The 14,076-nt window shown below is 75.0% G+C and carries 1 protein-coding gene; it reads left to right on the top strand.

The window, feature by feature from the left end; genetic code table 11:
* A complete protein-coding gene (locus ACFC1F_RS12170; RefSeq protein ID WP_376157519.1) occupies nt 1-14,073 on the top strand; it encodes an SDR family NAD(P)-dependent oxidoreductase in 14,073 nt (4,690 codons plus the stop codon).
* The last annotated feature ends 3 nt before the right edge of the window (nt 14,074-14,076 follow it).

The following is a 14,076-nucleotide window of genomic DNA, read 5'->3' as shown; positions in this document are numbered from 1 at the left end:
ATGGACAGGCAACTCGAACAGCTGCTGCTGGACCTCAAGGCCCAGCGCGTCTCCCGGGAGCACGTCAAGGAGTTCCTGAGGCGCCGCCAGGAGGAGTCCGGCCAGCAGGAGTCCGGCCGCGCGGAAGCCGGCCCGGAGCAGGACGGCCCGGAGCAGGACGGCCCCGAGCAGGCAGGGCAGGAGCAGGCCGGCCCGGAGCTGGTCCGGTTCCACCCGGTCTGGGAGGCGGCCGACGCCTCGCCGGCGACCGGCCGCGAGCCCGGCCACCTGGTGCTGCTGGCCGGCCCCGGCGAACTGGCCCGGGCCCTGCAGGAGTCCGACGGCACGGCCGTGGTGCGTCTGCTGGAGAGCCCGGCCACCGGCCTCGCGGAGCGCTACACCGACCTCGCGGGCCAGGTGCTGGACGCCGTCCGCCGGCTCCTCGCCCTGCCGTCGCCGCCCCGCACGCTGGTGCAGGTCGTCTGCCCGTGGAACGGCGAGGACGCCCTCGGCGCCGGCCTGCTCGGCCTGCTGAAGAGCGCGGCCCTGGAGAACCCGCGGCTGGTGCCCCAGCTCATCCTGGTCGACACGGACGCCCCGGTGGCGACGACCGCAGGGCAGGTCCTGGCGAGCCGGGACCGCCCGGCCGAGCGCGCCGTCCGGCTGCACGACGGCGGCCGGTCCGTCCTGGGCTGGCGGGAACTGCCCGCCCCGGAGCGGCCCGCGCTGCCCTGGAAGGAGGGCGGCACCTACGTCATCACCGGCGGCCTCGGCGGCCTCGGGCTGATCTTCGCGCGGGACGTGTTGAGCTCCGTGCGCAGCGCCACCGTCCACCTCACCGGCCGCTCCCCGCTCGACGCGGACCGGCGGCGGCTGCTGGAGTCGTTGCGGAGCCCGCAGGCACAGGTGCACTACACCCCGCTCGACGTCGCCGACGCCGCCGGCGTGGAGGCGTTCCTGGCCGGGGTGCGGCAGGAGCACGGCGCCGTCAACGGCGTCATCCACAGCGCGGGCGTCCTGCGGGACGGCTTCGTCCTGCGCAAGAGCACCGACGACCTGCGCGCCGTCCTGGCCCCCAAGGTGGCCGGGACGGTCAACCTCGACGCCGCCACCCAGGGCGACCCGCTGGACTTCTTCGCCCTGTTCTCCTCCGCGGCGGCGGTCACCGGCAACGTCGGCCAGTCCGACTACGCGGCCGCCAACGCGTTCATGGACGCCTTCGCCCACCACCGCGCCGGGCTGGTCGCCGAGGGGAGCCGCTCCGGCCGCAGCCTCTCGCTCAACTGGCCGCTCTGGGCCGAGGGCGGCATGGCACCCGACGCCGAGACCGAGCGCGCGCTGCTGGAACAGGTCGGCATGCACCCGCTGCGCACCGGGTCGGGGGTCCGTGTCCTGCACGAGAGCCTCTCCCTGGAGCTCCCGCAGGTGATGGCGGTCGAGGGCGACGGCGCACGCATCCGCCGGGCGCTCCTGGAGCAGCCCACGGCCGCCCCCGCGGCTGCCGCCGTTGCCGCCGATCCCGCCGCTGCCGCCGCGGTGCCGGCCTCCGCGCCGGCGGCCGTGGCCGTCGACGAGGGGATGCTGCGCGACAAGGTCGTCCACCGGCTCCGGCAGGTGCTCGGCGGCGTCATCGGCCTCCCGGCGGCGAAGATCGACGCCGAGGCCCCGCTGGAGAGCTACGGGATCGACTCCATCGTCGTCACCCGGCTCAACCGGAAGTTCGCCGAGACCTTCGAGGCCGTCCCGAAGACGGTCCTCTACGAGTTCAACTCGCTGGAGACCCTCGCGGGTTACTTCCTCCGGGAGCACCGGGGGACGTGCCTCACCTGGACCGGGCTCGCCGCTGCGGCGCCGGTCGCCACCGCTCCGGCGCCGGTCGCCGTCCCCCCGGCCCCGGCCGCCGCCGTAAGGCCCGCCGCCGCGGAGCGCCCCGTCGTCGCGGAGCCCGCCGCCGACGCGCCCGCCCCCGCCGCGGCACCTGCCGCGCCGTCCGCGCCGTCCGCCGCGGACGCCATCGCCGTCGTCGGCATGAGCGGCCGGTTCCCGCAGGCGGCGAACCTGGACGAGTACTGGCAGAACCTCGCCGCCGGGCGGGACTGCGTCACCGAGATCCCCGCCGACCGCTGGGAGCTGGAGGGCTTCTACCACGCGGACCGCGACGAGGCGGTCGCGCTGGGCCGCAGCTACAGCAAGTGGGGCGGCTTCCTCGACGGCTTCGCCGACTTCGACCCGCTCTTCTTCGGCATCTCGCCGCAGGAGACCATGAACATGGACCCGCAGGAACGCCTGTTCCTCCAGGAGTCCTGGAACGCGCTGGAGGACGCCGGTTACACCCGCCGGCGCCTGGCCGACGCGCACCGCGGGCGGGTCGGCGTCTTCGCCGGCGTCTCCAAGACCGGCTTCGACCTCTACGGGCCCGCGCTGCGGGAGCAGAACGAGAACCTCCACCCGCTGACGTCCTTCGCCTCGGTCGCCAACCGCGTCTCGTACCTGCTCGACCTGCGGGGCCCGAGCCTGCCGGTCGACACCATGTGCTCGTCCTCGCTGAGCGCCGTCCACGAGGCGATGGAGCACCTGCGGCGCGGCGAGTGCGACCTCGCGCTCGCGGGCGGGGTCAACCTCTACCTGCACCCGTCGAACTACACCCTGATGTCCGGCAAGCGGATGCTGTCGCACGACGGGAAGTGCCGCAGCTTCGGCGCCGGCGGCAACGGCTTCGTGCCCGGCGAGGGCGCGGCCGTGGTGCTGCTCAAGCGGCTGTCGGACGCCGAGCGGGACGGCGACGTCATCCACGCCGTGCTGCGCGGCAGCAGCATCAACCACGGCGGCCGGACCAACGGCTACACCGTGCCCAACCCGGGCGCACAGGCCGAGGTGGTGCGCGAGGCGCTGGACCGCGCGGGCGTCAAGGCCCACGAGGTGAGCTACCTGGAGGCGCACGGCACCGGGACGGAGCTCGGCGACCCGATCGAACTCGACGGCCTCACCCGGGCGTTCGCGCAGGACACCGACGCCCGGCAGTACTGCGCCGTCGGCTCGGCGAAGAGCAACATCGGCCACCTGGAGGCGGCGGCCGGCATCGCCGGGCTGCTGAAGATCGTCCTCCAGATGCAGCACGGGCGGCTCGCCCCCAGCCTGCACGCGCAGGAGCCGAACCCCAACATCGACTTCGCCCGGACGCCGTTCCGCCTCCAGCAGGAGGCGGCCGACTGGCAGCGGCCCGTCGGCGCCGACGGCACGACGGAGCGGCCCCGGATCGCGGGCGTCTCCTCCTTCGGCGCGGGCGGCTCCAACGCGCACGTCGTGGTGGAGGAGTACCGCCGCGAGGCCGCCGGCCGCAACGGCGAGGCCGCGGGCCGCACCGGCGCGGAGGAGGGCGCCCCGCGCCTGATCGTGCTCTCGGCCAAGGACGGCGAGCGGCTGCGCGAGCGGGCCCGGGCCCTGCTGGAGTGGATCGCCCGCCAGGACGCCACGGCGCTGGACCTCGACGCCGTCGCCCACACGCTGCAGTCCGGCCGCGAGGCGATGGAGGCGCGGCTCGCGCTGCCCGTCACCTCCGCCGCCGAACTCACCGCCGGGCTCGCCGCGTTCGTCGCCGGCGAGGAGGACGTCGAGGGCCTCCACCTGGGCAACGTCAGGGACCACCGGGACAGCCTGGCCGGCTTCGCCACCGACACCGACATGGCGGCGACCGTCGACGCGTGGATCGGGAAGGGCAAGTTCGACCGGCTGCTCGACCTCTGGGTCAAGGGCCTGGCCGTCGACTGGAGCCGGCTCCACCGCGGGAACGGCCCGCGGATGCTCCCGCTGCCGGGCTACCCGTTCGCCCGTGAGCGCTACTGGGTGGGCGACCTCACCGCCGGCCGTCCGGCCGCCGCCCCCGGCGCCGCCCGGCTCCACCCGCTCGTCCACACCAACACCTCCTCCCTGGACGCCCAGCGGTTCGGCTCGGTGTTCTCGGGCGAGGAGTTCTTCCTGACGGACCACGTCGTCAAGGGCCGCAAGGTGCTGCCGGGCGCCGCCTACCTGGAGATGGCGCGGGCGGCCCTGGAGGCCTCGCTCGACACCCGCCCGCAGGGGGTGACGCTGCGCAACGTGGTCTGGGCCCGCCCCGTCACCGCGGACGGGCCGCCCGTGCACGTGCGGACCACGCTGTTCGCCGAGGCGGACGGCGAGGTCGCGTTCGAGATCTCCAGCCTGCCGGACGGCGACGCCGACGCCGCGTCCGTCGTGCACAGCCAGGGCGTGGCCGTTCCCGCCGCCGACGCCCCGGCCGGGCCGGTGGACGTGGCCGCGCTGCTGGCCGCCTGCGACAGCGACCGCCTCGACGCCGCGCAGTGCTACCGGACGTACCGGGAGCTGGGCATCGACTACGGCCCGGCGCACCGCGGCATCGAGAGCATCGCGGTCGGCGACGGCCAGGCCCTGGCGCGCCTGGTGCTCCCCGCCGGGGCAGCGGCGACCCAGGACGCCTTCGTGCTCCACCCGGGCCTGCTGGACTCCGCGTTCCAGGCCTCCGTCGGCCTCTTCGGCGCCGCTGGCGACGCCCCGGACGCCGCCGGCACCGTGCTCCACCTCCCCTTCGCCCTGGACGAGTTGGAGGTCTTCGGACCGGTCACGTCCGGGCTGTGGGCGTGGGTGCGGTACAGCGCCGACGACCGGCCCGGCCTCGGGGTCCGCAAGGTCGACATCGACCTCCTGGACGACGCCGGCGCCGTCCGCTGCCGGCTCCGGGGCTTCACCTCCCGGGCCTACGACGCGGCCGCGACCCCGGCCCCGAACCCGACCCCGGCCCCGAACCCGACCCCGGCCGTGGACACCCCGCTCGGCCACGGCGGGCCCGAGCGCCACGCCGCGCCCCCGCAGGCCGGCGCCACCACGCCGGCGGAGCGGGCCGGCCGGTACCTGGTCACCCTGCTGGCCTCCCAGCTGCGCCTGCCGGCCGACCGGATCGATGCGAGCGACGCCCTGGAGCACTACGGCATCGACTCCATCATGACGATGAACCTGACCAACCAGCTGGAGCAGGTCTTCGGCTCGCTGCCCAAGACCCTCTTCTTCGAGTACCAGAGCATCAGCGCGCTCACCGAGTACTTCGTCGAGGCCCACGGGGAGCGGCTGGCCGAGCTCCTCGGCGCGGACGACCAGGAGCCCGCCGCCGGCGCCCCCGTCGTCGAAGCGGCTCCCGCGGTCCGGGCGGTGCCCGAGGCGCCGCGCCGCGGGCGGGCCGCACGCCGCGCCCCGGCCCGCCGCCCCGAGACGGAGCCCGAGGGCCCGGAGATCGCCGTCATCGGACTGGCCGGGCGCTACCCGCAGGCCCGCAACGTCCGCGAGTTCTGGCGCAACCTCGCCGAGGGCCGGGACTGCATCACCGAGGTCCCGGCCGACCGCTGGGACCACAGCGCGTACTTCGACCCGGACAAGAACGCGCCGGGCCGCACGTACACCAAGTGGGGCGGCTTCCTGGACCGGGCCGACCACTTCGACCCGCTGTTCTTCAACATCTCCCCGCGCGAGGCCGCGTTCATGGACCCCCAGGAGCGGCTGTTCCTGGAGACCGTGCACGAGACGCTGGAGGACGCCGGCTACACCCGCGAGGCGCTCAGCCGCTACGGCGCGCGCGGCCTCGCCGGGAACGTCGGCGTGTTCGTCGGCGTGATGTACGAGGAGTACCAGCTCTACGGCGCCCAGGAACAGGCGAAGGGACGCAACGTCACCCTGTCCGGCAGCGCGTCGTCGATCGCGAACCGGATCTCCTACGTCTTCGACCTGCACGGCCCGAGCCTGGCCGTCGACACGATGTGCTCGTCCTCGCTCACCGCCCTGCACCTGGCCTGCCAGAGCCTGCGGACCGGCGGGTGCGAGCTCGCCGTCGCCGGCGGCGTCAACCTCTCGCTCCACCCGAACAAGTACCTGATGCTCGGGAACGGCAAGTACGCGTCGAGCAAGGGGCTCTGCGAGAGCTTCGGCGAGGGCGGCGACGGTTACGTGCCCGGCGAGGGCGTGGGCGCCGTCCTGCTGAAGCCGCTCGCCCGGGCCGTCGAGGACGGCGACACCGTCTACGGCGTCATTCGGGGGACGGCCCTCAACCACGGCGGCCGGACCAACGGCTACTCCGTGCCCAACCCCCGCGCGCAGCACAACGTCATCGGCCACGCGCTGCGCGAGGCGGGAGTCGACGCGCGCTCGGTGACCTACGTCGAGGCGCACGGCACCGGCACGTCGCTCGGTGACCCGATCGAGGTGGCCGGCCTGACCAAGGCGTTCCGGGAGTACTCGGACGACCGGCAGTTCTGCGCGATCGGCTCGGTGAAGAGCAACATCGGGCACGCCGAGAGCGCCGCCGGCATCTCGGCGCTGACCAAGGTGCTGCTCCAGCTCAAGCACGGTCAGCTGGCGCCCTCGCTCCACGCCGAGGTGCTCAACCCGCACATCGACTTCGAGAACAGCCCGTTCCGCGTGCAGCGCGAGCTGGCACCGTGGCAGCGCCCCGTCGCCGCCGACGGCACCGAGGCGCCGCGCATCGCCGGCATCTCCTCCTTCGGCGCGGGCGGCTCCAACGCGCACGTCATCGTCGAGGAGTACCGCCCCGCGCCGGCCGCCCGGCCGGCCGCGGACTCCGCGGGCCGCCCCGCCGCCGTCGTGCTGTCCGCCCGGACGGAGGCCGGCCTGCGGGCCCAGGCCGAGCAGCTGCTGCACTGGACCACCGAGGAGGAGGGCGCCGGCACGGCGCTCGCCGATCTCGCCTACACCCTCCAGACCGGCCGGGAGGCCTACGAGGAGCGGCTCGGCCTCGTCGCGGGCACGACCGGCGAACTCGCCGCCGGCCTGCGGGCGTTCCTGGCCGGCGAGACGGGCGCCGACGGGCTCCACCGGGGCCGCGTCGAGCGGCGGCAGGGAGTGCTCGCCGTCCTCACCCCCGACGAGGACCTGGCGCGGGCGCTCGACGCCTGGACCGCCGGGCACGAGTACGGCAGGCTGCTGGAGCTCTGGGTCACCGGCCTGGTGCTCGACTGGGAGAAGCTGCACGTCGGCTCCGCGCCCCGCCGGGTGCCGCTGCCGACCTACCCGTTCCAGGGCGAGCGCTACTGGCTCTCCCCGGGCACCGCGGCCGACCCGCGGCCCGCGACCGGCGCCGGGCGGCTCCACCCGCTGCTGCACGCCAACACCTCCAGCCTGAACGAGCAGCGCTTCACCTCGGTCTTCACGGGCGAGGAGTTCTTCCTGAAGGACCACCAGGTCCAGGGCGAGCGCGTGCTCTCCGGCGCGGCCTGCCTGGAGCTGGCCCGGGCCGCGGTGGCGGCCTCGCTGGACGGGCCGCACGGCGGCCTGCGGATCCGCAACGTCGTCTGGTCGCGGCCCGTGACCGTGACCGGGAGGGCCCGGACCGTCCAGGTCCGCCTGTTGCCGAAGGGCCCGGACGAGGTCGGCTTCGAGATCCACAGCACCGCCGACGAGGACGGCCCGGACGCGCAGCCGGTCATCCACAGCGAGGGCCTCGTCCGGGTGGCCCCGGAGACCGGTCCGGCGGACCCCGCCGGCCTCGACCTGGCCCGGCTGCAGGCCGCCTGCGACGGTGCGCAGTTCGACGCGGAGCAGGCCTACCGGGCCTTCGGCGCCCGGGGCATCGCCTACGGCCCCGGCCACCGCGGCCTCGACCGCCTCCTGACCGGCGACGGCCAGGTGCTCGCCCGGCTCGTCCTGCCGGACGCCGTGCGGGGGACGCTGGACGACTACGGCCTGCACCCCGCCCTGCTGGACTCCGCCCTCCAGGCCTGTGTCGGCCTGCTGCCCCTGGCGGACGAGGGCGGGCCGCTCCTGCTGCCCTTCGCGCTGGACGAGGTGGAGATCACCGGCCCCTGTGCCCCCGTGATGTGGGCCTGGGTGCGCGAGGGCGGCGGCCGGCCGGGCGACGCCGTCCGCCGCCTCGACATCGACCTCTGCGACGACGAGGGCCGGGTGAGCGTCCGCCTCAAGGGCGTCTCGCTGCGCGCCTACACGGCGCAGCCGGCCACCGGTGCGCAGCCGGCTGCCGTCGGGTCGCCGTCGGGCACCGCGGAGCTGCTCGCCGCGCCCTGCTGGGTCCCCGCCGAGCGCGCGGACCGTGCCGGGGAGGCCGGGGAGGCCGGGGCCGGCCTGGTGCTGGTCGCGGGTCTGCCCGAGGTCGCGGCGGCGCTGGAGGCCCAGGGCACGGCCCGGGTCGTGCGCCTGGACTCCGCCGCGCCGGGCGTCGACGCCCGCTACACCGAGGACGCGCTGACCGTCCTCGCGGCCGTCAAGGAACTGCTGGGCGAGCGCGGGCAGCAGGGCGTGCCCGTCCAGCTGGTCGCGCCGGCGGCGCAGGAGCCGTCCCTGTGGGCGGGGCTGGCCGCCGTCCTGAGGTCGGCCCGGCTGGAGAACCCGAAGGTGCTCGGCCAGCTCGTCCTGGTCGACCCGCAGGACGGCCCGGAGCAGGCGGCCGCCCAGGTCGCCGCCGACCGCGCCGCACCGTCGGACACCGCCGTCCGCCACCGGGGCGGGACGCGCGAGGTCCTGCGGTGGCGTGAGGAGGCGGACGGCACCCCGGCCGGGGTGCCGTGGAAGGACGGCGGCGTCTACCTGATCACCGGTGGCGCCGGCGGGCTGGGCGCCGTCTTCGCCCGGGACATCGCCGCCCGGGTGCGGGAGCCCCGGATCGTCCTCGCCGGCCGCGCGCCGCGCGACGGGCACAAGGACGCGCTCCTGGCGGAGCTGACGGGCCTCGGCGCCCACGCCGCCTACGAGCAGGCCGACGTGGCCGTCCGGGACGACGTCGAGGCGCTGGTCGGCCGGCTCCGCGAGGCGCACGGCCGGATCGACGGCATCCTGCACAGCGCCGGGTTCATCAAGGACGCCTTCATCCTGCGCAAGGACGAGGCCGACTTCGCGCGCGTGCTGGCACCGAAGGTCGCCGGGCTGGTGCACCTGGACGAGGCCACCCGGGGCGACGACCTGGACTTCCTGGTCGCCTTCTCCTCCGTGGCCGGGGCCCTCGGCAACGTCGGCCAGTCCGACTACGCCGCGGCCAACTCCTTCATGGACGCGTACGCGCACCACCGCAACACGCTGGTGGCGGCGGGGGAGCGGCACGGCCGGACGGTGTCGCTCGGCTGGCCCCTGTGGGCCGACGGCGGCATGCACGTCGACGCGGGCACCGAGCAGTCGCTGCGCGAGCGGTTCGGGCTCGTCCCGCTGCGCACGGAGACCGGCGTCCGGGCCCTCCACCGGGCGCTGGCCTCGCAGCACGGCCAGGTGCTGGTGCTGGAGGGCGACCGGCCGAGGCTGCGCGAGACCCTCCTTGCGGGCCTCCTCGCCGACGCGCCGTCCGACCGGCTCCCGGCCGGCCCGGCCCCGGCGGCGGACCGCCCGGAGGAGCCGGCAGCCGGCCGGGACGTGACCGGCGCGGGCGTGACCGTTCCGGACGCGACCGTCCCGGAGGTGACCGGCGCGGGCGTGACCGTTCCGGACGAGACCACCGCCCAGAAGGCCGCGGCGTACTTCAAGAAGCTCCTGGCGTCGGTCATCGACCTTCCCGCCGCCAAGATCGACCCGGAGGCGCCGCTGGAGGACTACGGCGTCGACTCCGTCATGACGATGGACATGACCCGCACGCTGGAGACGGTCTTCGGCTCGCTGCCGAAGACGCTCTTCTTCGAGCACCGGACCATCGCAGCGCTGACGCGGCACTTCCTGGAGACCCACCCGGAGCGGATGCGCGAGCTGCTGCCCACGGCGGCCGCCCGTCCGCAGCCGTCCCCGTCCCCGTCCGCCGGGCCGGCCGCCGCGGAGCGGACCGTTCCCGCCCGCGCCTGGCGCACCCTCGGAACCGGGCAGGCACCGGCACAGGCACAGGAGCGGACGCAGGGCCCCGCGGGCGTCGGTGACGTCGCGATCATCGGCCTGGCCGGGCGCTACCCGCAGGCCGCCGACGTCCGCGAGTTCTGGCAGAACCTCGCGGCCGGCCGGGACTGCGTGACCGAGGTGCCGGCCTCGCGCTGGGACGTCGGCGGCTTCTTCGACCCCGACCCGAACGCCCCCGGGAAGACGTACAGCAAGTGGGGCGGATTCCTCGACGGCGCCTACGACTTCGACCCGATGTTCTTCAACATCTCCCCCCGCGAGGCGGAGATCATGGACCCGCAGGAGCGGCTGTTCCTCCAGTGCGTCCACGACACCCTGGAGGACGCCGGCTACACCCGGGACACCGCGAAGGGCCGGAGCGGCAACGTCCTCGACGGCCGGGTGGGCGTCTTCGTCGGCGTCATGTACGAGGAGTACCAGCTCCTCGGCGCCCAGGCGCAGCTCGGGGGCACGCCGCTGGCGGTGGCCGGCAACCCCGCGTCCATCGCGAACCGGGTGTCGTACTACTTCAACCTGCAGGGCCCGAGCATGAGCGTCGACTCGATGTGCTCGTCGTCGCTGTCGGCCGTCCACCTGGCCTGCCAGAGCCTCAAGTGGGGCGACTGCGAGGTGGCGGTCGCCGGCGGGGTGAACCTCTCGCTGCACCCGAACAAGTACCTGCTGCTCAGTCAGGGCAGGTTCGCCTCGACCAACGGCCGCTGCGAGAGCTTCGGGGCCGGCGGCGACGGCTACGTGCCGGGCGAGGGCGTGGGCGCCGTGCTGCTCAAGCCGCTGGCGAAGGCCGTGGCGGACGGCGACCGGATCTACGGCGTCATCAAGGGCACGGCCGTGAACCACGGCGGGAAGACCAACGGCTACTCGGTGCCGAACCCGCAGGCCCAGGCCGACGTCGTCGGCCGGGCGCTGGCGACGGCGGGCGTGGACGCGCGCGCCGTCGGCTACGTCGAGGCGCACGGCACGGGGACGGCGCTGGGCGACCCGATCGAGATCGCCGGGCTGGCGAAGGCGTTCGGCGAGCACACCGAGGACCGGCAGTTCTGCGCGATCGGCTCGGTGAAGAGCAACATCGGGCACGCCGAGAGCGCGGCGGGCATCGCCGGCATCACCAAGGTCCTGCTCCAGCTCCAGCACGGCAAGCTCGCTCCCTCGCTGCACGCGCGGACGCTCAACCCGCACATCGACTTCGCGGGGACGCCGTTCGTCGTGCAGCGGGAGCTGGCCGACTGGCCCAGCCCGGCGCCGGCCGACGGTTCGGACACCGCGGTCCCGCGGGTCGCCGGCGTCTCGTCCTTCGGCGCCGGGGGCTCCAACGCCCACGTCGTCATCGCGGAGTACCTGCCCGGGGAGGCGGCCGAGCCGGCCGCCGCCGACGACGCGCAGCCCGCCGTGGTGCCGCTCTCGGCGCGGACGGCGGAGCAGCTGAAGGCGCAGGCCGCCAACCTGGCGGACTGGCTGGAGCGCCCGGAGAACGCCGGCGCCGCCCTCGCGGACATCGCCTACACGTTGCAGGTGGGCCGCGAGGCGATGGAGGAGCGCCTCGGCGTCATCGCCGGGTCGGTGCCGGACCTGCTGGTCAAGCTGCGGCACTTCCTCGACGACGGTCCGGGCAGTGGTTCCGGCGGCGCCGGTGACGAGGTCGTGCGGAGCACGGTCACCCGGGACAGCGCCGTGCTGACGCTGTTCGCCCCCGACACCGACCTCGACGCGATGATCGGGGCCTGGGCCGGGAAGGGGAAGTACGAGAAGCTGCTCGAACTGTGGGCCAACGGCGTGCCGCTGGACTGGCGGCTGCTGCACGGCGCCGCCACCCCCCGGCGGATCGCGCTGCCGACCTACCCGTTCGCGCGCGAGCGCTGCTTCCCGTTCGACGCCGAGCCCCTGGTGGCGCGGGCGCCGCAGGGACCGCGGCCGGCGCCGGGGCCGGGCCGGCTGCACCCGCTGGTGCAGGCCAACACCTCGGACTTCTCCGAGCAGCGGTTCAGCTCGGTCTTCACCGGCGAGGAGTTCTTCCTGCGCGACCACGTCGTGCAGGGCTCCCGGACGATGCCGGGCACGGCGTTCCTGGAGATGGCCGTCGCGGCCGCCTGCCTCACCTGCCGCACGGCCGTCGAGCCGTCCGCGCCGGTGGCGCTGAGGAACATCGTGCTGGCGCAGCCGTTGCGGGTGGGCGACCGGCCGCAGGAACTGCACGTCGGCCTGCACCCCGAGGCGGACGGCGACATCCGGTTCCGCGTCTACAGCACCCCGGACGACGAGGAGTCCGTCCTGCACGGCGAGGGGGCCCTCTACTTCGTGGAGGGCGCCGAGGACACCGTCCTCGACCTGGACGCCCTGCGGGCCGCCTGCGACCTCCCCGGGCTGACCGCCGCGGAGTGCTACGAGCTCTACCGCGCGGCCGGCATCGCGTACGGGCCCTCGCACCGGGGTGTCCGGCACATCCGGACCGGGCCGGGGCAGGCGCTGGCCGAACTGGTGCTGCCGGACCCGGTCCGGGGCACCGAGGGCGACTTCACGCTGCACCCGAGCCTGCTCGACGCGGCGCTCCAGGCCTGCGTCGGCGTCCTCGGCCGGCCGGGCGCCGAGGGGGCGGCGCGCAGCGGTTCCGGCCTCGCCGTGCCGTTCGCGGTGGACGACGTCCTCGTCCTCGACGCCTGCACGGACGCCATGTGGGCGTGGGTGCGCCCGAGCGGGGAGGAGAGCGCCGACGCGGCGATCCGCAAGCTCGACGTCGACCTGGCCGACCAGCGGGGACGCGTCCGTGTACGCATCGCCGGGCTCTCGTTCCGGGTCCTGAATCCAAATAAGAATCATGATCCGATTTCCACCACGGAGTCGACTGGTGATCATGTAACGTCTCGTCAAGTGACGGTGCATCATGATCCGGTCAACCCCGCGGGGGCCCCCGGCGCAGCGGCACTCTCCTACCCGCAGTGGCAGGGGAGGCCCGCGCAGGGCGGGCTCTCCAGCGTCGACGGCGCACGGCGGACCGTCCTCCTCGCGGGCCTGCCCGAGGCGGCCGAGCTGCTCCGGAGCGGCGACGACGGTGACGTCGTCGTCCTGGCCGACGGGGGCGGCACCCTCGATGGCCGGTACGCCGGCTACGGGGTGCAGCTCCTGGAACGGCTGAAGTCCGAGGTGCGCGGCACCGCCGGCAAGGCCCACCTCCAACTGGCGATCGCCGGCGGCCCGGACGCGCTCCCGCTCACCGGCCTCGTCGCGATGCTCCGCACGGCCGCGCTGGAGAACCCGAACGTCACCGGGCAGCTGCTTCTCCTCGACCCGGACGACACCCCGGCGACGGCCGTCGAACGGATCCTGGAGAACCGGGCCCACCCGGAGGACACCCTCGTCCGCTACCGGGACGGCCGGCGCGAGGTGCAGGCCTGGGCCGAGGACGCCACGGCGACCGCCACCCCGCTCCCGTGGAAGGAGAACGGGGTGTACCTGATCACCGGCGGGACGGGCGCGCTCGGCCTCGTCCTCGCCCGGGAGATCGCCGCCCGCACCGGGAACGCCGCCCTCGTCCTGACCGGGCGCTCCCCGTCCGACCCGGACAAGCTCCGCGTCCTCGACGAGCTGGTCGCCCTCGGCGCCCGCGCCGCGCACTACGAGCAGGCCGACACGGCGGACCGCGCCGCCGTCGACGCGCTGGTCGCCCGGACGCTGGAGCGGTGCGGCCGGATCGACGGCGTCGTCCACAGCGCCGGCGTCACGCACGACGGCTTCATCCTGCGCAAGCAGGAGGCGGAGTTCCGCGGCGTCCTGGCACCCAAGGTGTCGGGCGTGGTGAACCTCGACGGCGCCACCGCCGCCCTCCCGCTCGACTTCTTCGTGACCTTCTCCTCCACCTCCGGGGCCTCCGGCAACGTCGGCCAGGTCGACTACGCGGCGGCCAACGCCTTCCTCGACGCCTACGCGTGGCACCGCCAGGACCTCGTCGCCCGCGGCGAGCGCAGCGGGCACAGCCAGTCCGTCAACTGGCCGCTCTGGGCCGACGGCGGAATGCACGTCACGCCGGAGACGGCGGCCCTGCTGCGCTCGCGCTACGGCGTCGTCCCGCTGGGGACGGCCGAAGGGATCGAGGCGTTCTACCGGATCCTCAACTCCCCGCACAGCCAGGTGATGGTCACCGCGGACGCGCCGTCCGGCCCACCTGAAACGCCTGCCCCGCACCAGACCTCCCCTGTCACCTCTGCCGTCGGGACGAATCCGTGACGC

It is taken from the genome of Kitasatospora sp. NPDC056181 (assembly GCF_042266225.1).
GTDB lineage: Bacteria > Actinomycetota > Actinomycetes > Streptomycetales > Streptomycetaceae > Kitasatospora.
Note: the sequence above shows the minus strand (reverse complement) of the source record. Positions and strands in the feature narration are given on the sequence as shown.